Genomic DNA, 23,511 nt, shown 5'->3' with positions numbered 1-23,511 from the left:
ACAGGTGCATCCCCCCTTAGTTGGAGGTTTTTGGTGCAGTCGCCTGGCTGTTGCCCAGCGGGCGGCCGCCCTTGGTGGTTTCGGCCTTCTGCTTCTTCGCCGCCTTGGCGTCGTGGGCCTGGGTGATCACGGTGGAATCGGCGGCGCCGGACTTGGCGTCGGCGTCCGTCGACTCGACGGCCATGGCCGCACCACTTAGTGCAACGCCCAGTACAACACCGGCACTCAACAGGGAAATCTTCATCAACTTTCTCCAGATTAAAAACAATCAATCGCCCAGGTGCTGTCCTGACAAGGTCAAGACCCTACACCAAAGCACTTTGCATTACAGCCCATTCAAACCATGGCCATTTAGAACTACTGGCGAACGCCACTAGTTAGCCATGACCGTGCATATTTTCTTAAACCAATCGACTGGTAGGTTTAGCCTAAGTTCAAAGACGTAAGAAAATATTTCTTATTTAACGCAAAAATTAGCTTTCGTTTGACATTTAACAGCAAGAATTGACTTAATTACGGCGTTTTAGCGGTTCAAAATGCCATCTCATGATATCGCCTAGACACTACGCACAAGAATAATTAGTTCCACTATTACACTTTTAAAACAGCGGAATCCGCCCAGTAATCGCAATTAGCCATCGGCCAAAAGTTGCGACAAAGGTGAACTATTGCCCGTAAAAAAGTGACGAGCGTGCACAACGAAACGCACTTCTCGCCGCCCAGCTTTCAATAATCAGTTGTCGGAGAGCCCCATGAGTAAACGCAAAATGATCGGTGCGCAGTCGGCGTTCGCCCTGCTGGCACTTGCCGTGTCCCAGGTGCATGCGGCCACCAGCCCTGCCTTGGATGAAGCCCGGGTAAACCGCGCCGAAAAGGCCGCGGACAAGACCCTGGCCAAGATGACCCTGGAAGAAAAACTCGCCTATATCGGCGGCACCGGTGGCTGGGACGTCAAGCCGCTGACCCAGTATGGTGTGCCGCAGATTCATGGCGCCGACGGTGGCGTGGGCGTGCGCTACACCAGCGAAGGCAACGACCAGGGCGTGGTGTACCCCTCCGGCCCGAACCTGGCGGCCAGCTGGAACCCGCGCCGCGCCATCGACCTGGGCAGGGCCCTGGGTTACGACACCGCCAGCGGCGGTTATCAATTCGTCACCGGGCCAGGGGTGAACCTGTACCGCATGCCCTACAGTGGCCGGGCGTTTGAGTACCTGTCCGGTGAAGACCCGTTCCTCGGCGCCAGCCTGGGGCCGGCGGTGATCAACGGTATCCAGTCGCGCGGGGTGTGGGCCAACGCCAAGCATTTCGCCGCCAACGACCAGGAAAGCAACCGCTTCCATCTCGACGAAACCATCAGTGAACGGGTGCTGCGGGAGATGACCCTGCCGCCCTTCGAGTCCGCCTCGAAGAACAGCAAAGTGGCGATGATGATGTGTTCGTTCCAGAAGGTGAACGGTGAATTCGCCTGCGAGAACAAGCATCTGATGCACGATATCCTGAAGACCGAATGGGGCTATCCGGGCTTCGTGCAGAGTGACTACAACGCCGTGGTCAACGGGTTGCCGGCGGCACAGGCCGGCACCGACCTGGACATGATGGGCTACCAGATGAACAGCACGGTGCTCAAGCCGTTCCTGGACAGTGGCGAGCTCGCCAGCGCGACCATCGATGACAAGGTGCGGCGCATCCTCAAGCAGATCTACCTGTACAAATTCGACAGCAAGGCACCGTTGACCAGCCACAACATGAACAGCGCCACCAGCAACCGCGTGGCACTGAATGCGGCCCGCGAAGGCATCGTGCTGCTGAAAAACCAGAACAGCCTGCTCCCCCTGGATGCGAAGAAGGTCAAGCGCATCGCCGTGGTCGGCAAACTCGCCAAGTACGCACCGCCTACCGGGTTCGGCAGCGCCAACGTGATGGCGGCCAACTACATCAGTGAGCTGAGCGGCCTGCAGCAACTGGCGCCGAACGCCAAGGTCGAGTTCATCGACGGGCTGTCCCTGGACCAGACGACGTCCAAATGGACACACACCGACAACGACGGCAATAGCGTCAAGGGCTTGAAGACTGAATTCTTCAGCAATGCCAACTGGTCCGGTGACCCGGCTGCCACCCGTACCGACTCCCACGTCGACCTCGACTGGTCCACCGACAGTCTGCCGGTGAATGGCGACACTGCCGCCACGTCGATCCGCTACAGCGGCCAGATCACCCCGACCGTCAGCGGCGAACAGGTGTTCAAGGTGCGCGCCGACGGTGCCGTGCGCCTCTACGTCAACGGCCAGAAAGTCCTCGACAACGGCGACGGCAACCCTCTGCCCAACAACAGCATCCCGCCGACGATTCCGGTGTTCGCCAAGGTCAATCTTGAAGCCGGCAAAGCCGTGGACATCAAGCTTGAGTACTCGCGCCGCAAAGGCTACCTCTCGACCATGGGCGGGCTGGTGGGCGTGCAAATGAGCTGGGCCTCGCTGGTGGCGCCCAAGGACCTGGCCCAGTACGACGCCGTACTGGTGGCCGCGGGCAACAGCAATGAGTACGAAGGTGAAGGCTTCGACCACAGCTTCGATTTGCCGGAGTATCAGAACCTGCTGATCCAGAGCATTGCCAAGGTCAACCCGAATACCGTGGTCACCCTGCACGGTGGCACCGGGCTGAAGATGAGCGACTGGATCGACCAGGTGCCAGCGGCGCTGCATGCGTTCTACCCGGGCCAGAACGGCGGCCAGGCCCTGGCGGAGATTCTGCTAGGCAAGGTCAACCCGTCGGCCAAGCTGCCTATCAGCATCGAACGCAACATTGAGGACAACCCGATCTACGCGACTTTCCCGAAATTCGACAATCAGGAAACTCTCACGCAGATGAGCTACAAGGACGACCTGTTCCTGGGCTATCGCGGCTACGAGAAGAAAGGCATCAAGCCGCTCTACCCGTTCGGCTACGGCCTGTCGTACACCACCTTCGGCTACAGCAACATCAGCGTGACCCCTGGGGTCGCGGTGGCGGGCGCGCCGATCAAGGTATCGTTCGACCTGAGCAACACCGGCAAGGTGGCGGGCGCTGAAGTCGCCGAGCTGTATGTGGGCCAGAACCACCCGAAAGTCGAACGGGCACTGAAGGAACTCAAGGGCTACAAGAAGGTGTTCCTCAAGCCGGGCGAGAGCAAGCGCGTGACCATCGAACTCAACGACCGCTCACTGGCGTACTTCGATGTGGCGAGCAAGCAATGGGTGGTGGACGCCGACAGCTTCAACCTGTCGGTGGGCGCCTCGTCCCAGGACATTCGCTTGAACGCCAAGCTGGTCAACCCGTTCCGTCAGGAACTGTCGACCACCACCAGCAACCCGCTGCCACGCTCGGCGCTCAACTCGACGCTGCGTGAGCTGCCAACGGTCAAGACCGGTGGTGTGCTGCATCAGAACCAGGGTGAGTCCGACACCAGCGACGGTGACGGCTACGACACCTCGGCTGACAGCAGCCAGGGCAGTGCTGTCGGCAACTGATAAAAACCTGTAGGAGCGAGCTTGCTCGCGAAAAACGCAAAGACACCGCGTTAATCCAGGATGCCCGCGTTATCGTTGACGTCCTTCGCGAACAAGCTCGCTCCTACCTTCACGCGCGTATGGCCGCATCGACCCGCGCGATGTAGGTATCGAAACGTGCCACCAGGTCCACCTGATCGGGAAAGCGCAGCCACTGGATCTGCAAGCCGTCCATCATGGCCAGGATCTCTTCCACCAGCCCGGCGATGTCCACATCGGCGCGCACCTCGCCCATGGCCACAAGGTCTGCAAACTGCCCGTGCATGCGCCGATGAATGCCCGCATAGCGCTCCTGAAACCAACCCCAGGCCGGGTGGGTGTCCAGCAGGCTTTCCGCATTCAGAATCGTAAAAGCCCGCACCACCCCCGGCGCTGTCGCGTTGGAGCGGTTGATCGCCCGCAGGCTGCCGAGCAACCCGGACAATGACTTCTCGGCCCGAACCTCATCGGCAATCCGCTGATTGACCTCGTCCCGGCGTTGCAGCACCCCCATCAACAACGAAATCTTGCTGGGAAAGTGATGCAGCAGGCCGGCCACCGAGATGCCGACGATCGCCGCCACCTGGGCCATCGAGGCGCCGCTGTAGCCTTCGAGGGAAAACACCTGCAGCGCGGCGTCCAACAGTTCTTCCCGGCGTTTTTCACCTTTGGGCGCACGGCGGGATTTGGGCGTGGCAGCGGGTTGTGGTTCGGTCATTGGCAGGTCCTTTGGGCAGGCCTGCACCGTATCCAAAATGCCCCGGAGCCGCAAATAAACCTCAGGCGCTCTCGCGCTCGATCAAGCGGCATTCCAGCAGGTTCAAGCGCTGCACCTCGTCCTCAACCGGCAACACGCCCAAGCTTTCGAGCACCCGCGTCGCCGCCAGCACCCCGATCTCCAGGGCGGGCGGCTTGATGGTGCTGAGGCTCGGCAGAAGCATTTCGGCAAACGGGTAATCACCAAAGCCGAGCACCGCACAATCCTCGGGGATTTTCAGCCCTGCCCGTTGCCCCGCCAGCAAGCCACCGGCAGCGAGGTTGTCATTGGCGAAGATGATTGCATCGGGCGGCGTGGCGGCGCTCATCAACACGTGCATGGCTTGCTTGCCCGCCTCAAAGGGCGCGCGGTCGGCGTCCGGGGCGAACACCCAGGGCTGCATGCCCAGCTCAAGCAGGGTCGCGCTGTAGCCATCCCGGCGTTCCAGTGCACTGAAGTCCCCCGGCGCGCTGTTCTGTACGAACGCGATGCGCCGATACCCCTTGCCATGCAAGTAGCGCGCAGCGGTCACGCCAACCTCGTAATGGGAGAAGCCAATCTGCAACGGCTCCCGCTCGGGTTGGTAATCCCAGGTTTCAACCACCGGAATATCCGCCTCGGCGATCATCTTCTCGGTGCCCGCGCTGTGGAAGCGGCTGGTGAGCACCAATGCCGCCGGCGACCAGCCGAGGAACGCGCGCACTGCATTTTCTTCCTGCTCGGCGCTGAAGTAACTGGACGCCAGCAGCAGTTGGTAGCCGTGGCGGCTGAGGGTGTCGCTGAAGCCCTGGATGGTATTGGCGAAGATCGGCCCGGAGATGTTCGGAATCACCATGGCGACGATCCTGCCCCGCGCCGACGCCAGCCCACCCGCTACCAGATTGGGCACGTAGCCCAGCTCGGCGACCACCGTGGCGATGCGTTCGCGGCGTTCGGGCGAGACCTGCTCCGGCTGGTTGAAATAGCGCGACACGGTAATCGCTGAAACACCGGCCTGGCGTGCCACGGTGTTCAAGGTGACACGGCCGGCGCCACGGCGTTTCCGGGGTTTGTCTTCGCTCAAGGGACGATCCTGTTAAAAACCTAAAAGAATATAAAACTAATTTTTTAGTATTTGACGCTCTATGTCACACCTACCAATAATGCCGATGTTAGCGCTACCAAAGCGTTTTGTCTGCTACTCGCTCGAGCGAATGCCCAAGACAGATTCAACGGCGCTGTCGTCGCAGAACGGCAGCGGTTCAGGGCACATTTCGAGCGGTCAGAGCATGCACACACAGCCGGGGCAACCTCAAAAACTTTCGCAATCCCTACGCGCCGCCACCGGGCGCCGCGCCCACCTGGGTTGGCTACTCGCGGGGCTCGCCGCCCTGCCCGTTCCCGCTGCATTCGCCGCCGACGAGCAGGAACCCACCCTCAAGCCGGTCACGGTCACGGCCACCCGCCGCGAAGAGTCGCTGCAAAAAGTCCCGGTGGCGGTTTCGGTACTCGATGGCGAACAACTGGAGCGCGACAATCGCAACGGCGTGGCCAGTATCGTCCAGCAAGTACCCTCGCTGAATTTCCGCACCGGCGCGTCGAACAAGGACACCTCGCTGTTCGTGCGGGGCGTGGGCACCATTTCCACTTCGCCCGGGGTTGAACCCACGGTGGCGACGGTGATTGACGGCGTGGTGTACGCCCGCCCCGGCCAGGCCACCCTGGACCTGCTGGACCTGGAACGTGTCGAAGTGCTGCGCGGGCCCCAAGGCACGCTGTTCGGCAAGAACGCCTCGGCCGGCGTGCTGAATATCACGAGCAAGGCGCCGACAGCCGAGACCCACGGCTATATCGACCAGTCCTACTTCAGCGGCAATGAAAGCCGCACCCGCTTCGGCCTGGGCGGCAGCCTGATTCCCGGTACGCTGAAGGGCTCTATCAGCGGGCTGTTCGGCAGCTACGACGGTAACGTCGACAACAAGCACAACGGCCAGGAAGTGAACGGCTACAACCATCAGGGCGTGCGCGGCAAACTGGAGTTCACCCCCAACGACGACGTGAAACTGACCCTGATTGCCGACTACATGCAGTCCCACGACGACGCGCCGAATGGCGTGGTGAGCCAATCCCTGACCCCGGCGTTCGCCAACGCGCTGAACCCGGTGCGCGGCTCCAGCGACAACCGCGACATCAACACCGACACCCGCAGCCACGTGGAGGACACCAACAAAGGCCTGTCTGCCCAACTGGACTGGAACCTCGGCGACTACACCCTGACCTCGATCACCGCCTGGCGCGGTTGGGACAACACCCAGTACCAGGACGGCGACCGCCTGGGCACCGTGACCGCCGCGTTCCCCGGCACCGCCGACAAAGGCGAGCTGGCGTTCGACCAATACTCCCAGGAGCTGCGCCTGGCCTCGCCCAAAGGCGAATTCCTCGAATACGTCGGCGGCCTGTTCTACATGCACGGCAAGGACCAGGAAACCTACCAGCGCACCCTGACCACCACGACGCGCACCGACCGCGGCGTCGCCGACTACGGCACCACCAGCGACAGCTACGCGGTGTTCGGCGAAACCACGCTGAATTTCACCTCGGCTTTCCGTGGCATCGCCGGCCTGCGCTATACCCACGACGACCTGGAATACGATCACCGCCGTGTGTCCACCTCGGCCACCACGGTCAGCGGCATTCAACCGGCCACCAGCAGTTCGGGCTCGGTGGACGAAGACGGCTGGTCCGGCCGGCTGGGGGTGCAATACGACCTGAGCGACACCGTCACCAGCTACCTGACCTACTCGCGCGGCTACAAGGGCCCGGCCTACAACGTGTTCTTCAACATGCAGCCACGGGACACCGACGCGCTGAAACCGGAGACGTCCAATACCTGGGAAGTCGGGATCAAGGCCACCAGCTGGAACAATCGCCTGACCACCAACCTGGCGATCTTCCACAGCGACTACGACAACTACCAGGCGAACTTCTTCGACACCGTCGCCGGGCAAGTGGTGACGCGCCTGATCAACGCGGGCAGCGTCAGCACCGAAGGCGTCGAATTCGACTACGCCCTGCAGGCCACCCAACAACTGAAGCTCTCCGGCGCGCTGGCCTACACCCGGGCCCGCATCGATGAGTTCGCCTGCCCGCCTGGTGCGGCCGCGTCCTGCAACGTCAACGGCAAACCGCTGCCCTTCAGCCCGGACTGGAAAAGCTACGTGCGCGCCGACTACAGCATCCCGCTGGATAACGGCCTGGATATCGAACTCGGTACCGACTACAGCTGGCAGAGCGAGGTGCAGTACGACATCAGCCAGAACGTCGACACCAAGCAAGGCGCCTACGGCATCTGGAACGCCAGCGTCGCCCTGGCCGACTACAGCAACGGCTGGCGCGTGGCTCTGTTGGCGAAGAACCTCACCGACAAGTCCTATTCACCGCTGCTGGCCAGTGGCGGCAGCTACATCTACCGCGCCGTACCCCGTGACGATGAACGTTACTTCGGCGTGCAACTGCGCAAGGATTTCTAAGCATGACCCGTCAACTGAAACTCGGCGCGTTCCTGATGGCCACCGGGCACCACGTCGCCGCCTGGCGCCATCCCGATGTGCCGGTCAATGCCGGGCTGGATTTTGCCCACTACAAACGCCTGGCGCAGATTGCCGAAGCGGCAAAATTCGACGCCCTGTTCGTGGCCGACAGCATTGCCGCCGCCACCGGGGAGATTGCCAGCCGCATGGCGCGCTCGGACCATTTCGAGCCACTGACGTTGCTCTCCGCATTGAGCGCAGTGACCGAACACATCGGCCTGATCGCCACGGCCACCACCAGCTACAACGAGCCGTACCATGTGGCGCGCAAATTCGCCTCACTGGATCACCTGTCCGGCGGGCGCGCCGGCTGGAACCTGGTGACCTCGGACAACGCCGCCGAGGCACAGAATTTTGGCCGCGACGAACACCTCGGCCACGGAGAACGCTACAGCCGTGCCCGTGAGTTTCATCAGGTGGTGACGGGGTTGTGGGACAGCTGGGAAGACGACGCCTTTGTGCGCGACAAGGCCAGCGGCAGCTACTACGACCCGGCAAAACTGCATGTACTCGGCCATGTCGGCGAACACTTTCGTGTGAAAGGCCCGCTGAACCTGGCGCGCTCACCTCAAGGCCAACCGGTGATTGTCCAGGCCGGACCTTCCGAGGCGGGCCGCGAATTGGCGGCACAAACCGCCGAAGTGGTGTTCACCGCCCAGACATCATTGGCCAACGCCCAGGCGTTCTATGCCGACCTCAAGGGTCGCCTGGCTCGATACGGGCGGGAACCGGATGCGCTGAAGATCATGCCGGGGGTGTTTGTGGTGGTCGGGCAGACAGAAACTGAAGCTCGGGACAAATTCGAGGCCTTCCAGCAGTTGGTCGAACCGCAGGTTGGTGTCGCGTTGCTGGGGCGCATGCTGGGTAACTTCGACTTGTCCGGTTACCCGCTGGACGGCCCGCTGCCAGACCTGCCATTGACCGACAGCGGCCAGCGCAGTCGCCAGCAACTGCTGACCGAACTGGCGGGCCGCGAACAGCTGAGCCTGGCGCAACTGGGCCGGCGCATCGCCGGTGGCCGCGGGCACTACAGCCTGATCGGCACACCCGCGCAGATCGCCGATGAACTGCAGCACTGGTTCGAGAATGGCGCCGCCGATGGCTTCAATGTGCTGGTGCCGCACCTGCCGGGCGGGCTGGAAGATTTCGCCCAAGGGGTGGTGCCGGAACTGCAACGGCGCGGGCTGTTCCGCACCGAATACGCCGGCACCACACTGCGTGAAAACCTGGGATTGGCGCGGCCGGCCAATCGCTTTGCGGAGCAATCGGCATGAGAATTTCTGCATTGTTGTTTGCGCTGTTGGCCCTGACTCAAACCGCGATGGCTGCCGAGCCGGCCACCCTGAGGATCGGCTACCAGAAAGGCTCGATCGCCCTGGTACTCGCCAAGGAACATGGCCTGCTGGAAAAACGCTTCGACCAGACCAAAGTGCAATGGATCGAATTCCCCGCTGGCCCGCAGATGCTCGAAGCCTTGAACGTGGGCGCGCTGGACGTGGCATCCACCGGTGATATCCCGCCATTGTTTGCCCAGGCGGCGGGCGCCGACCTCGTCTACATCGGCGCTGAACCGCCCAAGCCGACGGCGGAAACCATACTGGTGCAGGCCGACAGCCCACTGCACGGCATCGCCGACCTCAAGGGCAAGAAAGTCGCCTTCCAGAAAGGCTCCAGTTCCCACAACCTGATCCTGCGGGCCTTGAACAAAGCCGGCCTGAGCTACAAGGATATCCAGCCGGTTTACCTGCCACCGGCCGATGCCCGCGCCGCCTTCGAGCAAGGCAGTGTCGATGCCTGGGCGATCTGGGAGCCCTACTCGTCGCTGGCCCTGAGCCAAAGCCCCAGCCGAATCCTGGCCAACGGCGAAGGCTTGAACCTGTCTGGGCCGATCTATACCGCGCGCCGTGATTACGCCCAGGCCAACGGTGCGTTCATCCACGCCCTGCTCGACGAACTCAGCGCCGCCGAAGCCCTGACCCGCAGCCAGCGCGAAGACAGCCTGCAGGTGCTGACCCGTTTCATGGGTTTGCCGGCCGGGGTGATTGCACGTTATGTCGATAACCGGCCGCCATCGCCGATCCTGCCGATTGATGCGCACATCATTGGGGCGCAGCAAGAGACGGCGGACCTGTTTTACCAGAACCGCCTGCTGCCCAAGCCCATCGATGTACAGAAGGCTATATGGCAGGCTCCTCAGAAGTCGACGGTGGCCGACAGCAAGTAAGTGCGCGGCGTCGACAGGGTCAACCCCGGCTCGCTGTCATCCGACGCGCCGGCCGAACTCCAGTAGCGCCGGTCGGCCACGTTCTCGACGTTGGCCCGCAGGGTGATGTGCTTGTCATCGACCTTGAAGGCGTAGCGTGCGCCCACATCAAGACGGGTCCAGGCGTCGATTTCCTTGACGTTGGACTGGTCCAGGTACTGCGAGCTGGAATAGATCCCGCGGCTGGTCAGGGTCAGGCCTTCAACGGTGGGCACATCCCACTCGGCGCCGAGGTTGACGTTGTACTTGGGCGTGGCCGGCGCGCGGTTGCCGTCGTAGGTTCCGTTGGTGGTGTGGGTCAATTCGCTGTCGATGTACATCACCCCGCCCAGCAGGCGGAAGCCCTTGAGCGGTTCGCCGAACACGCTGAGTTCGACGCCGTCGTTCTGGCGCTTGCCGTTGGGGCCGAAGACCCGCGTGGTGGCGTTGGTCTCGTAGGCTGGCTGCTTGATCCGGAACACCGCAGCGGTGACCGCGAACGCCCCCGCGTCGTACTTGGCACCGACTTCAACCTGGCGGCTGATGAAGGGCGGGAAGATTTCATCCTCGTTGATCGAGGTCGACGGCGCGACCTTGCCCTGGCTCAGGCCTTCCATGTAGTTGGCGTACAGCGAGAGCTGGTCGGTGGCCTTGAACAGGATGCCGCCCGACGGTGAAATCTTTTCTTCGTCGTAGGCGGTGTCGCCTTTGACGTTGTCGGTCCAATCGTCCACCTTGACCCGCTGCCAGCGCGCGCCGAGGGTCAGCAGCAGCCGGTCATCGAAGAAGCCCAGGGTGTCGGACAACGCCACGCCGCTGAATCGGTTTTCGGTGTAGACCTTCGAGTCAAATCGCGTTGGCCGGCTTGGCGTAGGTGTTTCCACCGGGTTGTAGAGATTGCTCGGGGCTGCGGCATAGCGCGCGCCGCCGTTTTCGAAGTCCATGTAGAAGTAGCTGGCCGCCAGGTTGACCTCATGGCTCACCGGGCCGGTGTGGAACCAGTTGCGCACGCCCGCCGTGGCGGTGCGCACGTTTTCGTCGCGGGTGAAGTCGCGGGGCTGCACGCTGAAGTCACCGGCGTTGTTGGTCACCGACACCGCGTGGCGCAGGAAGTCGTGGTTGCTTTTGCGCGCGCCGACGCCGCCATAGAGCATCACGTTGTCGCTGAGGTCGAACTCGCCGTTGACCGTGCCAAAGGTGTCATTGGTGCTCGCCTTGCTCCAGGGCTGCGCGTAGTTGTGACGCACGTCGTTGGCACTCGGCACCTTGGCGTTGGGTCCAACTTGCACACGCTCTTGCGGGGCGTTGGTGTCGCGCTCGGTGCGGCCGATGTCGGTGGAGAGGCGCAGGCGTTCACCGCGAAAATCCAGACCCAGCACGGCCATTTCGCGGTCGACACTCTGGTCGTCCCAGGCGGTGTCGCCGGACTGCTTCACGCCGTTGAAACGCAGGCCGAATTGATTGTCTTCACCAAAACGCCGGCCTATGTCCACGGCCCCGCCCGCCTGGCTGTCGGAGGCCCAACTGCCGGTAAACGAGGTGATGGGTGTGTCGGTAGCGCGCTTGGGCACCACGTTGATCCCGCCACCGACGCTGCCCCGCGGCGAGATGCCGTTGATCAACTGGCTGGGGCCTTTGATGATGTCGACGCGCTCAGCCATTTCCATGTCGATGGTGTAGGTCGGCAGCACGCCGTAGAGGCCGTTGTAGGCGACATCGCTATTGAACAGGCTGAAGCCGCGAATGGTGAATTGCTCATAGCGCCCGCCCGCCGGGTTGGTGGCGCGCACCGAGGGGTCGCTGGCGATCAGGTCGCCGAGGGTGCGCGCCTGCTGGTTCTTGACCGCCGCGCTGGTGTAGGTGGTCATGCTGAACGGGGTGTCCATGAAGTCCCGCGAGCCCAGCAGGCCCTGGGAGCCACGGCGCGCCACCTGGCCACCGGCAAAGGACTCGCTGCCGGCATCGCCGACGGTGCCAAGAATCGAGGTGGGCGCCAGTTGCAGGCTGCCGCCTTCCGGAATTGGGGTCAGCATGTAGGCCTGCTCGCCCATGGGTTGCAGTTGCAGGCCTGAGCCTTGCAGCAAGCGGGCAAACCCTTCTTCGACGCCGTATTCGCCGGACAACCCGCTGCTGTTGCGGCCGCTGACCAGCGCCGGGTCTACCGAGAGGTTGACCCCGGCCAGGCCGGCGAAACGGGTCAGCGCGGCGCTCAGGCTGCCGGCCGGCACCTGGTAGCTGCGCCGAGACGCGCCGTCTTCGGCATAACTGATGGGGACGAACAACGGGCTGGCACTCAGGCTCAGCATGAGGCTGAAATTCAGCAGCGGACGGATTGCGGGCATTGGCAGAAGCTCTCGATTTTGTTCACTTACCTGGAATGACCAGTCACGTGAAAAAAAGGGACAGGCTTCAGCCAATTTTTTTGAATATTACGGTTTGATGCCTTTGAGCTTTTGGAGCAACTCCATCAATTGCTCCAGGGATTCCTCGCCGAACTGCTCCTGAATCTTCTGGTAGTTGCTTTCCATCCCGGCGCTCATGTCGACGAAACACTGCTGGCCCTGTTCGGTCAGGGCGACGAACACCCGGCGCTGGTCTTCGGCGGATTTGCGCCGGCGCACGATGCCGTCACGCTCCAGCCGGCCCAGTACGCCGGTCATGCTCGGCTTGAGGATGCACGCGAGGTGCGCCAGTTGGTGACTTTCGAGTTCGCCCTGCTGACGCAGGATGCGGATCACCCGCCATTGCTGTTCGGTCAGGTCATGTTCATTGAGCAGTGGCCGGAAGAACGCCATGGTCGCTTCGCGGGCCTGGAGCAAGGTGAGCGTAAGGGACGGTCTAGGGGTGGGCATGGTTCACGCGCATTAAAGGTCGAAGCGTCGAAGCTTAGAGTCGGTGTCCGGTGCATGCAACCCGGGGCATGGAACAAATCATTAACCTATAAATGATTTTTCAAAAACCTGTTAATCACGCTATTCAGCCTATAGATAACATGTTAACAATATGCCGCCCCTGACCTAGCAGAGGGCGCATACCAACAAAAACAACAAAAGGAACGCCCCTCATGCATTCGTGCCTCTTTCGCACGGCGGCAAGCGCTGGCCTGTGCGCCGCGTTTACCCCTCTGGTCGCCCACGCCGATTTCATCCAGGACAGCAAAGCCAGCCTGGAGCTGCGCAATTTCTACATGAACCGCGACTTTCGCCAGACCAACGCGCCGCAGAACAAAGCGGACGAATGGGCGCAAGGTTTTGTGCTGCGCCTGGAGTCGGGCTACACCGAAGGCGTGGTCGGTTTTGGCGTGGATGCCCTGGGCGAAATGGGCTTGAAGCTCGACTCCAGCCGCGACCGCCGTGGCACCGGGTTATTGCCATTTGGCGCCAGCGGCGAGCCGGCTGACAGCTACAGCGAACTCGGCCTGACCGCCAAGCTGCGCCTGTCGAAAACCGTGCTCAAGCTCGGCACCCTGCAACCGCTGTTGCCGGTGGCCGCCTACAACGACACCCGCCTGCTGCCATCGACCTACAACGGTGAACTGGTGACCTCCCAGGACATCGACGGCCTGACGTTGAACCTCGGCCGCCTGGAAAAACAGAACCTGCGGGACTCCTCCAACAACGAATCCATGAGCTACGGCGGCGTCACCAGCAGCCACCTGGACCTGGCCGGCGGTACCTACGCCATCAATCCGCACCTGGCAGCGACCTATTACTACGCGCAGATGCAGGACATCTACCGCCAGAATTTCATCGGCCTGGTGCATGACCTGCCGCTGGCCCAGGGCGTGAACCTGCGCACCGACCTGCGCTACTTCGACACCCGCGAGCAAGGCAGCGCACTGCTGCGCAGCCCTACCCGCGTGGACGGCGGCCGGATCGACAACCGCTTTTTCAACGGCATGTTCAGCCTGTCGGTGGGCGCGCACAAATTCGGCCTGGGCTTTCAGAGCCTTTCCGGTGACGGCGACTTTGCCTTCCCGGGGCAAGACCCGTACTCGGTCAACCTGGTGACCATCAATATCTTCACCAAGGCCAACACAGACGCGTGGCAGGCGCGCTACGACTACAACTTCGCCGCCCTCGGCCTGCCCGGCCTGACCTTCATGACCCGCTACGTCGACGGCAGCCACGCGCAAACCGCCACGGTGCGTAACGGCCGGGAATGGGAGCGCGACACCGACCTGGTCTACACCGTGCAGAGCGGCCCGCTGAAGAACGTCAACGTGCGCCTGCGCAACGCCACCCTGCGCTCAAGCAACGGCCTGACCAGCGACATCGACGAAAGCCGGGTGATCATCGGCTACACCGTGGCCCTGTGGTAACGCCGGGCGCCTCAACGCAACCCCGATTGACGCTGGCGGTATTCCCCCGGCGTCATTTGCGCGTAGCGCTGGAAAAACCGGCTGAAATACGCCGGGTCCTTGAACCCCAGCTGGTAGCAGATTTCATTCGCCGAGTTGCCGGTGAACAGCAACAGGCGCCGGGCTTCCTGCATCAGCCGTTCGAGGATCAGGCGTTTCGAGGGCAGATCGGCGATCCGCCGACACACCTCGTTGAGCCGCGCTTCAGTGACGCCGATACCGTCGGCATAACGCGACAGCGGCCAGTGTTGCAGGTAGTGGTCTTCGATCAGCTCGTTGAAGCGGTGGAAGATTCGCAGGTCTTCGTGACGTGCCGGCCGAGCCTCCAGGGAATTGGCGCAGAGCCGCAGCAGGCTGATCATGATCAGCCGCGTCAGGCTGTCCAGGGCCGAACTGCGCCCGCTGGCCTGGGCGTTGATCTCGCTGCACAGCTCATCGAACAGGAATTCCAGGCGGCGCACTTCGGGCTGAAACTCCGGTGCCAGCCGCGCCAACGCCACACAGGCCGCCGGCAATTGTGCGCCGGGGGCCAGGCTCGGGTCGGCGTCGATCAAGGCCCACACTAGTTGCTGGCGCACGGTCAGCACATGGCCATCGGCGTCGGCTTCGGTGACGAAGGAATGCGCCACCGTCGGCGGCGTGAGGAAAAACATCGGCCCGGATTCGAGGTACTGCTGGTCGTCCAGGTAGACCCGCACCGCGCCGGTCTTGACGTAATGCACCTGGAAAAACCGGTCGTGACGATGCACCGGCATGTTCCGCCCAAAAAATCCCGCCAGGTTGCCGAGCCGGTCGTAGTGCACCTCGGCATCGCTGTAACGCTGGTCGTAGACCTGCCCGATATTGATGTTGGGGATCGGCTGACGATCGCTCATCACTGCATTCTCTTTGTTGTTTTGAGTGCCCTGAAATATTGCCACGCTTGACGATAGTTAACATCTTAATTATAACGTTAATAGGTTAACTAATATCCCACGGAGCAGGCCCGAATCTGCCCCGCCACTGCCAGGAGAAAAGCATGAGCCGTGCCCTGCATGATGTTGCGAACGGCACCCTGTTCGGCGTTGCGCTGAACTACCAGGGGTTGCTGAACCAACGTCTCGCCGAATTCGAACAAGCGCCCTACCAGAAACCGCCGGTGAAGCCGGTGCTGTTCATCAAGACGCCCAACACCCGCAACGGCCACGACGGCGTGGTGCTGCACCCTCAGGGTGAACGCCTGCAACCGGGCCCGGCACTCGGTGTGGTGATTGGCAAGACCGCCAGCCGTGTCAGCGTCGAAAATGCCCTGGAGCATGTGGCCGGCTACACCATCATCAATGAGTTCAGCCTGCCGGAAGACAGCTACTACCGCCCTGCGGTGAAAGCCAAGTGCCGGGACGGTTTCTGCGCCTTGGGCCCGGAACTGGTGGCCCGCGACCAGGTTGCCAACCCGCACCAACTGAGCGTGAAGCTGTTCGTCAACGGTGAGCTGCGCCAGCAAAACTCCACCGCCAATTTCGTGCGCAGCCTGCCGCAGTTGATCGCCGAGATCAGCGAGTTCATGACCCTGCACGCAGGCGATGTGCTGATCACCGGGACCCCCGAAGGCCGTGTGGATGTGCAACCCGGCGACACGGTTGAAGTCGAGATCAGCGGCCTGGGCCGCCTGGTCAACCACATCAAGGCAGAGGAGCTGTCATGAAACACGCGCGTATTCGCTTTGAAGGTGAAGTTCATTCGGTACAGGTCGACGCTGAGAACGCCGTACGCCTGGCCGACGGTCGCCTGCTGGCTGAAGACCAGGTCGAATGGCTGCCACCGGCCAACGGGAGCATGTTTGCCCTGGGCCTGAACTACGCCGACCACGCCGCCGAACTGGCCTTCAAGCCGCCGACCGAACCGCTGGCGTTCATCAAGTCCCCCGGCACCTACACCGGCCACCACCAGGTGACCTGGCGCCCGGACAACGTCGCCTACATGCACTACGAGTGCGAGCTGGTGGCGGTCATCGGCAAACCGGCGCGCAACGTCAAGCGCGAGAATGCCCTGGAGTATCTGGCCGGCTACACGGTGTGCAACGACTACGCGATCCGCGACTACCTGGAAAACTACTACCGCCCCAACCTGCGGGTGAAAAACCGCGACGCCACCACGCCGGTGGGCCCATGGATAGTCGACGTCGCCGACGTGCCAGACCCAAGCAATCTGAAGCTGCGCACCTGGATCAACGGTGAACTGCGCCAGGAAGGCAGCACGAAAGACATGATTTTCGACATCCCGTATTTGATCGAATACCTGTCCAGCTTCATGACCCTGCAGCCCGGCGACATGATCGCCACCGGCACGCCGGAAGGCCTGGCGGATGTGGGGCCGGGGGATGAAGTGATCGTGGAAGTGGAAGGCGTCGGCCGCCTGGTGAATCGAATTGTCAGCGAGGCGGACTTTTTCGCCGCCCGTAAAGAGGCTTGAGCAACATGATCAAACACTGGATCAACGGCCGTGAGGTCGAAAGCAAAGACACCTTCATCAACTACAACCCGGCCACCGGCGAAGCCATCGGTGAAGTGGCCAGCGGCGGCGCCGAGGAAGTGGCGCAGGCGGTAGCAGCAGCCAAGGAAGCCTTTCCGAAGTGGGCGGGAACGCCAGCCAAGGAACGTGCCCGCTTGATGCGCAAGCTCGGTGAGCTGATCGAACAGAACGTGCCGCACCTGGCCGAACTGGAAACCCTCGACACCGGCCTGCCGATCCACCAGACCAGGAACGTGCTGATTCCACGGGCCTCCCACAACTTCGATTTCTTCGCCGAAGTCTGCACCCGCATGGACGGCCACAGTTACCCGGTGGACGACCAGATGCTCAACTACACGCTTTACCAGCCGGTGGGTGTGTGTGCGTTGGTGTCGCCATGGAACGTGCCGTTCATGACCGCCACCTGGAAGACTGCGCCGTGCCTGGCGCTGGGCAATACTGCGGTGCTGAAAATGTCCGAGCTGTCGCCGCTGACGGCCAATGAACTGGGGCGCCTGGCGGTCGAGGCCGGGATCCCCAACGGCGTGCTGAACGTGATCCAGGGCTACGGCGCCACCGCCGGTGATGCGCTGGTGCGCCACCCGGACGTGCGAGCGATTTCCTTCACCGGCGGCACCGCCACCGGCAAGAAAATCATGCAGACCGCTGGCCTGAAAAAGTACTCCATGGAACTGGGCGGCAAGTCGCCGGTGCTGATTTTTGAAGATGCCGACCTGGACCGCGCCCTCGACGCGGCACTGTTCACCATTTTCTCGCTCAACGGCGAACGCTGCACCGCCGGCAGCCGGATCTTCATTCAGGAGAGCGTCTACCCGCAGTTTGTCGCCGAATTTGCCGCCCGCGCCAAGCGCCTGATCGTCGGCGACCCACAGGACCCGAAGACCCAGGTCGGCTCGATGATCACCCAGGCCCACTATGACAAGGTCACCGGCTACATCAGGATTGGCCTCGAGGAAGGCGCCACCCTGCTGGCCGGCGGCCTGGAACGCCCGGCCAACCTGCCGGCGCACTTGAGCCGCGGGCAGTTTATCCAACCGACGGTGTTTGCCGATGTGAACAACCAGATGCGCATCGCCCAGGAAGAGATCTTTGGCCCGGTGGTGTGCCTGATCCCGTTCAAGGACGAAGCCGAAGCGCTGCAACTGGCCAACGATACCGAGTACGGCCTGGCGTCCTATATCTGGACCCAGGACATCGGCAAGGCGCATCGTCTGGCCTACGGCATCGAAGCCGGCATGGTGTTCATCAACAGCCAGAACGTGCGGGACTTGCGCCAGCCGTTTGGTGGGGTAAAAGGTTCCGGCACCGGCCGTGAAGGCGGCCAATACAGCTTCGAAGTGTTCGCCGAGATCAAGAACGTGTGCATTTCCATGGGCAGCCACCACATCCCGCGCTGGGGTGTGTAAGTGATCCCCGTGGGAGCTGTCAGGCTCTGGCGAGGCTGCGATGCAGGCGCTGCGGTCTGCCAGATGCAGCGCGGTGATCCCATCGCAGCCTCGCCGGGGCTCGACAGCTCCCACATTTGAGCTTTGACAACACGCTTCCCAGACAAAAACAATTATTCAGGAGAATGATCATGGGCGAAGTGGTTCTGGCAGCGAAGATCTGCCACGTTCCCTCGATGTACCTGTCGGAACTGCCCGGCAAGCACCACGGTTGCCGCGAAGCAGCCATCGCCGGGCACAAGGAAATCGGGCGGCGCGCCCGTGAGCTGGGGGCCGACACCGCCGTGGTGTTCGACGTGCACTGGCTGGTCAACAGCGGCTATCACGTCAACTGTGGCGAGCATTTCAAGGGCACCTACACCAGCAACGAGCTGCCGCACTTCATCAAGAACATGGAGTACGAGTACCCGGGCTGCCCGGAGCTGGGCGAGTTGATCGCCGCCGAGGCCAACCTGGCCGGCGTGCGCACCATGGCCCACAACATCCCGAGCCTGGAGCTGGAATACGGCACCCTGGTGCCGATGCGCTACATGCACATGGGCGTGCCGGACGAGCAGAAGTTCGACGTGATCTCCATCGCCGCGTGGTGCGCCTGGCACCGCCTGGAAGACAGCTTCGCGTTTGGCGCCGCCGTGCGCCGGGCCATCGAGAAGAGCGATCGCAAGGTGCTGGTGCTGGCCTCGGGTTCCCTCTCCCACCGTTTCTCCGACGACCGCGAAGCCGAAGCCAATATCCACAACTGGACCCGTGAATTCGACAAACAGATGGACCTGCACGTGGTGGAAATGTGGAAGCAGGGCCGCTTCAAGGAGTTCTGCGCAATGCTGCCGGACTACGCCGAGCACTGCTTCGGCGAAGGCAAGATGCACGACACCGCGATGCTCCTGGGACTGCTGGGCGGGCCGGACTACAACCAGCCGGCCGAGATCATCACCCAGCCGTTCGGCAGCTCGGGCACCGGCCAGATCAATGCCATTTTCCCCCTCTGACCCGGGAGCCGCACATGCCGCACTTCATCGCCGAATACACCGACAACCTCGAACAGCAAGCCAACCTGCCCGCTTTGTTCGAGCAGGTTCACGCCGTGCTGGGGGACAGCGGCGTGTTTCCCCTGGGGGGCATTCGCAGTCGCGGGGTGCGCCTGGACACCTGGCGCATGGCCGACGGCAAGCATGACTACGCCTTCGTCCACATGACCCTCAAGGTCGGCCACGGGCGCGACCTGGAAACCCGCAAGACGATCGCCGAAGCCCTGTTCAAGGTCATCACCGAACACTTCGCCGAGCTGCAATCCCAACGGCTGCTGGCGTTGTCGTTCGAGATGATCGAGCTGCACCCCGAGCTGAATTTCAAGCAGAACAACGTGCACGCATTCCTGAAGAACCAGGCGGGCTGACCACAGCCCACCTTTCCGCCCATGGCCACTCAAACAAAAAAGAACAACATCATGAGCACAGCCACTACCGCCGACAGCACCACCCTGATCGAACATCAGCGCACCCACAGCATCGTCACCTGGCGACTGATGCCGTTGCTGCTGATCTGCTACCTGTTTGCCCACCTGGACCGCATCAATATCGGCTTCGCCAAGATGCAGATGAGCACCGACCTGCACTTCAGCGACACGGTGTACGGCCTCGGTGCCGGGCTGTTTTTCATCGCCTACGCGCTGTTCGGGGTACCGAGCAACATGGCCCTGGACCGGGTCGGGCCACGGCGCTGGATCGCCTGCCTGATGGTGGTGTGGGGCGTGCTGTCCACCAGCATGCTGTGGATCGAAAGCTCCACAGGCTTCTACGTGCTGCGCTTTCTGCTCGGGGTGGCCGAAGCCGGCTTCTTCCCGGGGATCCTGGTGTTTCTCAACCGCTGGTACCCGGCCCGGCGCCGGGCGCAAGTCACCGCGCTGTTTGCGATTGCGGTGCCCATGGCCGGTGTGGTGGGCGGGCCGTTGTCCGGTGCGATCCTGGAACATTTCCATGATTTCGGCGGGCTGCGCGGCTGGCAGTGGATGTTCCTGATCGAAGGCGCCCCAGTGGTGCTGCTCGGTCTGGTGGTCCTCAAATACCTGCCGGACAGCTTCGAAACCGTGAAGTGGCTGGAACCGGCACAGAAGCAACAACTGCGCGAGCAACTGAGCAGTGAAGAACAGCGCAAATCCATCACTTCCTTCGGCGGCATCCTGCGTGACCCGCAGGTGTGGCTGCTGGTGGCGGTGTACTTCGCGGTGATGCTGGCGGTGAACACCCTGGCGTTCTGGATGCCCACCCTGATCCACGGCGCCGGCATCGGCCGCGACAGCCAGGTGGGCCTGCTGAGTGCCGTGCCGTATCTCGCCGGGTGCTTCTTCATGATCGGCTGCGGACGCTCATCCGACCGCAACCGCGAGCGCCGCTGGCACCTGTGCGTGCCGTTGTTGATGTCGGCCATCGGCATCGCAGTGGCCGGGCTTTCGCCTACCAACCCGACCCTGGTGCTGGGCGGCCTGATCCTGGCCGGCATGGGCGCCAGTGCCGCGCTGCCGATGTTCTGGCAACTGCCGCCGGCGTTCCTGTCCAACAGCACCCAGGCGGCCGGCATCGCGCTGATCAGTTCGTTCGGCAGCATCGCTTCTTTCCTCGCGCCGTACCTGATCGGCTGGATGCGCGACACCACCCAAAGCGCGAGCCTGGCCCTGTATGTGCTGGCGCTGCTTATCGCCCTCGGCGGCCTGCTGGTGCTGCGCACCCACGCTGCCATCGTCAATCCCCAGTAGAGAGTTCGTCATGCTTGATCAAGCCCACATCCAGCAAGCCGCCGCCCGCCTCGACCAGGCTGAGCGTTCCCGTGAACAGGTGCGCCAGTTTTCCCTGGAACACCCGAACATCACGATTGAAGACGCCTACGCCATTCAGCGCGCCTGGGTGGCACAGAAAATCAAGGACGGGCGCAAGCTGGTGGGGCACAAGATCGGCCTCACCTCCCGGGCGATGCAGGTGTCGTCGAACATCACCGAGCCGGATTACGGCGCCCTGCTCGATGACATGTTCTTCGACGAAGGTACCGACATTCCGTTCGAGCGCTTCATCGTGCCAAGGGTGGAAGTGGAGCTGGCGTTCATCCTCGGCAAGCCGCTCAAGGGGCCGAACTGCACGATCTTCGACGTGCTGGACGCCACCGAATGGGTGATCCCGGCCCTGGAAATCATCGACGCCCGTATCCAGCAGATCGATCCGCACACCAACGCCACACGCAAGGTGTTCGACACCATTTCCGACAACGCCGCCAACGCCGGTGTGGTGATGGGCGGCCGCGCCGTACGCCCGACCGAGATCGACCTGCGCAAGGTGCCTGCCGTGCTGTACCGCAACGGGGTGATCGAGGAGTCGGGGGTGTCGGCTGCCGTGCTCAACCACCCGGCCAAAGGCGTGGCGTGGCTGGCGAACAAACTGGCACCGTACGACGTCACCTTGCAACCGGGCCAGATCATCCTCGGCGGCTCCTTTACCCGCCCGGTGGCGGCGAATCCGGGTGACACCTTCCATGTCGACTACGACATGCTGGGCTCCATCTCCTGCCGCTTTGTCTGAATACTGGAGGACTGTTTCATGGACATGCCCATCAACCGCTTCAAGCAGCGCCTGCAACGTGGCGAAACCCAGATCGGCCTGTGGCTCGGTTTGGCCGACGCTTATTGCGCCGAACTGGCGGCGAATGCCGGGTTCGACTGGCTGCTGATCGACGGCGAGCACGCACCCAATGACCTGCGCGGCATGCTCGGCCAGTTGCAGGCCGTCGCAGGCTACGACAGCCAGCCGGTGATTCGCCCGGTGATTGGTGATACGGCGTTGATCAAGCAGGTGCTGGATATTGGCGTGCAGACGCTGTTGGTGCCGATGGTGGAGACGGCTGAACAGGCCCGGCAGTTAGTACGGGCCGTACGCTATCCGCCCTTTGGCGTGCGGGGCGTTGGCAGTGCGCTGGCGCGGGCGTCGCGCTGGAACAGCATTCCGGGTTATCTGGATGAAGCGGATGCGCAGATGTGCCTGCTGGTGCAGATCGAGAACCGTGAAGGCCTGGACAACCTGGACGCGATTGCGGCGGTTGATGGCGTGGATGGGGTGTTTATCGGGCCGGCGGATTTGAGTGCGGCCATGGGGCATCGGGGCAATCCCGGGCACCCCGAGGTGCAGGCAGCGATTGAGGACGCCATCGTACGGATTCAAAAAGCCGGCAAGGCGGCGGGAATCTTGAGTGCGGATGAGAAATTGGCGCGGCGGTATATCGAACTGGGGGCGGCGTTTGTGGCGGTGGGTGTGGATACGACGGTGTTGATGCGCGGGTTGCAGGGGTTGGCTGCCAAGTTCAAAGACACCGCAGCACCGGACATTACCGGCGGCGTGTACTGACTCTCTGAAACAACAAAGATCCAAAATGTGGGAGCGGGCTTGCTCGCGAATGCGGTGTATCAGTTCCAGATTTGTTGGCTGACCCACCCATTCGCGAGCAAGCCCGCTCCCACATTTGGATCGGCGGTGTGTCAGCGTTTGATGGTTTTCAACTCATCCAGCAACCCCAGCAACACCTGCAACTTCTCCTCCCCAAACTGCTCTTGCAAGCGCCGGTAGTTCTCTTCCATACACTGGCTCATCGACTCGAAACTGGCCTTGCCCTTCTCCGCCAGCGTCACCAGCACCCGCCGCTGATCCTGCTCGGCCTTGCGCCGGTGCACCATGCCCGCCGTCTCCATGCGCACCAGCACGCCGGTCATGCTCGGTTTGAGAATGCACGCCAGTTCGGCCAATTGGTAAATCTCCAGCTCGTCATGCTGGCTGAGAATTCGGATAACCCGCCATTGCTGCTCGGTCAGCCCATGTTCATTCAGCGAGGGCCGGAAAAAACTCATGGCCGCTTCACGGGCCTGCAACAGGGTCAGGGTCAGGGATTGTCTGGGTTTCAACATAGGCTCAGGGTCACGATAGATTTAGTTAATGTTTTAACGAAACTCTAACACTCTCCTCCCCGCCGCACGCTATAACTTGTGAAGCCGGCGAAGGCTCTGGCGCGCAGGATCAAAAAGCGCGGCACACAGGATCAAGACATCCAGCGTGCCAACGGCCTTAATAC

General features: G+C 62.3%; 20 protein-coding genes. 13 read left to right on the top strand and 7 right to left on the bottom strand.

Features of this window, described 5'->3' with window-relative positions:
• Positions 1–16 precede the first annotated feature (16 nt).
• Positions 17–244 carry a hypothetical protein gene (locus D109_RS0123105; protein WP_017478963.1) on the bottom strand — a complete coding sequence of 76 codons (228 nt, stop codon included), beginning with the start codon at positions 242–244 and terminating at the stop codon, positions 17–19.
• Between the two features lie 508 nt (positions 245–752).
• Here D109_RS0123105 and D109_RS0123100 point away from each other — a divergent pair.
• A complete protein-coding gene (locus tag D109_RS0123100) occupies positions 753–3,506 on the top strand; it encodes a glycoside hydrolase family 3 protein (protein WP_026078169.1) in 2,754 nt (917 codons plus the stop codon).
• A 109-nt stretch (positions 3,507–3,615) separates the two neighbouring features.
• Here D109_RS0123100 and D109_RS0123095 read toward each other — a convergent pair whose 3' ends face one another.
• Together D109_RS0123095 and D109_RS0123090 are read right to left on the bottom strand one after the other, a co-directional pair.
• Positions 3,616–4,242 (bottom strand): TetR/AcrR family transcriptional regulator, encoded by a 627-nt coding sequence (locus D109_RS0123095; RefSeq protein WP_017478961.1) that lies wholly within the window; start codon positions 4,240–4,242, stop codon positions 3,616–3,618.
• Between the two features lie 61 nt (positions 4,243–4,303).
• On the bottom strand, positions 4,304–5,344 hold the full coding sequence (locus D109_RS0123090) for a LacI family DNA-binding transcriptional regulator (RefSeq protein ID WP_017478960.1): 1,041 nt from the start codon (positions 5,342–5,344) through the stop codon (positions 4,304–4,306).
• A 205-nt stretch (positions 5,345–5,549) separates the two neighbouring features.
• Here D109_RS0123090 and D109_RS0123085 point away from each other — a divergent pair, with 205 nt between their 5' ends.
• The 3 genes from D109_RS0123085 to D109_RS01000000132095 are packed head-to-tail and all read left to right on the top strand — an operon-like array spanning position 5,550 to position 10,074.
• On the top strand, positions 5,550–7,790 hold the full coding sequence (locus tag D109_RS0123085; protein ID WP_017478959.1) for a TonB-dependent receptor: 2,241 nt from the start codon (positions 5,550–5,552) through the stop codon (positions 7,788–7,790).
• 2 nt (positions 7,791–7,792) lie between these two features.
• The gene (locus tag D109_RS0123080) at positions 7,793–9,124 is read left to right on the top strand and encodes an LLM class flavin-dependent oxidoreductase (RefSeq protein ID WP_017478958.1); all 1,332 of its coding nucleotides are present in this window, start codon (positions 7,793–7,795) and stop codon (positions 9,122–9,124) included.
• Positions 9,121–10,074 carry a sulfonate ABC transporter substrate-binding protein gene (locus D109_RS01000000132095; RefSeq protein WP_050555081.1) on the top strand — a complete coding sequence of 318 codons (954 nt, stop codon included), beginning with the start codon at positions 9,121–9,123 and terminating at the stop codon, positions 10,072–10,074. The genes D109_RS0123080 and D109_RS01000000132095 overlap by 4 nt, the downstream gene beginning before the upstream one ends.
• On the opposite strand, the gene D109_RS0123070 is transcribed toward D109_RS01000000132095, so the two are convergent.
• Positions 10,044–12,434: a TonB-dependent receptor gene (locus D109_RS0123070; RefSeq protein ID WP_017478956.1), complete on the bottom strand. Its 2,391-nt coding sequence runs from the start codon at positions 12,432–12,434 to the stop codon at positions 10,044–10,046. The two genes, D109_RS01000000132095 and D109_RS0123070, sit on opposite strands and share 31 nt — an antisense overlap.
• Before the next feature lie 87 nt (positions 12,435–12,521).
• On the bottom strand, positions 12,522–12,944 hold the full coding sequence (gene hpaR, locus D109_RS0123065; RefSeq protein ID WP_010175430.1) for a homoprotocatechuate degradation operon regulator HpaR: 423 nt from the start codon (positions 12,942–12,944) through the stop codon (positions 12,522–12,524).
• A gap of 212 nt (positions 12,945–13,156) precedes the next feature.
• On the opposite strand from hpaR (D109_RS0123065), the gene D109_RS0123060 reads away from it, so the two are divergent.
• A complete protein-coding gene (locus D109_RS0123060) occupies positions 13,157–14,413 on the top strand; it encodes an OprD family porin (protein WP_017478954.1) in 1,257 nt (418 codons plus the stop codon).
• An 11-nt stretch (positions 14,414–14,424) separates the two neighbouring features.
• On the opposite strand, the gene hpaA is transcribed toward D109_RS0123060, so the two are convergent.
• Positions 14,425–15,327, bottom strand: a complete 903-nt coding sequence (gene hpaA, locus D109_RS0123055; protein ID WP_017478953.1) for a 4-hydroxyphenylacetate catabolism regulatory protein HpaA — start codon at positions 15,325–15,327, stop codon at positions 14,425–14,427.
• A 143-nt stretch (positions 15,328–15,470) separates the two neighbouring features.
• Here hpaA and D109_RS0123050 point away from each other — a divergent pair, with 143 nt between their 5' ends.
• The 8 genes from D109_RS0123050 (at position 15,471) to hpaI (ending at position 22,793) form a co-directional block, all read left to right on the top strand.
• Positions 15,471–16,136, top strand: coding sequence for a fumarylacetoacetate hydrolase family protein (locus tag D109_RS0123050; RefSeq protein WP_017478952.1), 666 nt, complete (start codon positions 15,471–15,473; stop codon positions 16,134–16,136).
• Positions 16,133–16,903, top strand: a complete 771-nt coding sequence (locus D109_RS0123045) for a fumarylacetoacetate hydrolase family protein (protein WP_017478951.1) — start codon at positions 16,133–16,135, stop codon at positions 16,901–16,903. The genes D109_RS0123050 and D109_RS0123045 overlap by 4 nt, the downstream gene beginning before the upstream one ends.
• Positions 16,904–16,908: 5 nt before the next feature.
• Positions 16,909–18,369 carry a 5-carboxymethyl-2-hydroxymuconate semialdehyde dehydrogenase gene (gene hpaE, locus D109_RS0123040; RefSeq protein ID WP_017478950.1) on the top strand — a complete coding sequence of 487 codons (1,461 nt, stop codon included), beginning with the start codon at positions 16,909–16,911 and terminating at the stop codon, positions 18,367–18,369.
• Between the two features lie 170 nt (positions 18,370–18,539).
• On the top strand, positions 18,540–19,397 hold the full coding sequence (gene hpaD / locus D109_RS0123035) for a 3,4-dihydroxyphenylacetate 2,3-dioxygenase (protein ID WP_017478949.1): 858 nt from the start codon (positions 18,540–18,542) through the stop codon (positions 19,395–19,397).
• Between the two features lie 14 nt (positions 19,398–19,411).
• Positions 19,412–19,804: a 5-carboxymethyl-2-hydroxymuconate Delta-isomerase gene (locus tag D109_RS0123030; protein WP_017478948.1), complete on the top strand. Its 393-nt coding sequence runs from the start codon at positions 19,412–19,414 to the stop codon at positions 19,802–19,804.
• A gap of 51 nt (positions 19,805–19,855) precedes the next feature.
• Positions 19,856–21,160: an MFS transporter gene (locus D109_RS0123025; protein WP_017478947.1), complete on the top strand. Its 1,305-nt coding sequence runs from the start codon at positions 19,856–19,858 to the stop codon at positions 21,158–21,160.
• A gap of 10 nt (positions 21,161–21,170) precedes the next feature.
• Positions 21,171–21,974, top strand: a complete 804-nt coding sequence (hpaH, locus tag D109_RS0123020; RefSeq protein WP_017478946.1) for a 2-oxo-hept-4-ene-1,7-dioate hydratase — start codon at positions 21,171–21,173, stop codon at positions 21,972–21,974.
• A gap of 18 nt (positions 21,975–21,992) precedes the next feature.
• Complete coding sequence (hpaI, locus tag D109_RS0123015; protein WP_017478945.1) at positions 21,993–22,793, top strand: 4-hydroxy-2-oxoheptanedioate aldolase; 801 nt, start codon at positions 21,993–21,995, stop codon at positions 22,791–22,793.
• Positions 22,794–22,924: 131 nt separating this feature from the next.
• Here the strand turns inward: hpaI and hpaR (D109_RS0123010) are convergent, their stop codons facing one another.
• Positions 22,925–23,347, bottom strand: coding sequence for a homoprotocatechuate degradation operon regulator HpaR (gene hpaR, locus D109_RS0123010; RefSeq protein ID WP_017478944.1), 423 nt, complete (start codon positions 23,345–23,347; stop codon positions 22,925–22,927).
• Positions 23,348–23,511 lie beyond the last annotated feature (164 nt).

Origin of the sequence: Pseudomonas sp. PAMC 26793 (genome assembly GCF_000313235.1) — a bacterium.
Classification (GTDB): Bacteria; Pseudomonadota; Gammaproteobacteria; order Pseudomonadales; family Pseudomonadaceae; genus Aquipseudomonas; species Aquipseudomonas yamanorum.
The sequence above is the reverse complement of the archived record's forward strand: the minus strand, read 5'-3'. Positions and strand labels throughout refer to the sequence as shown.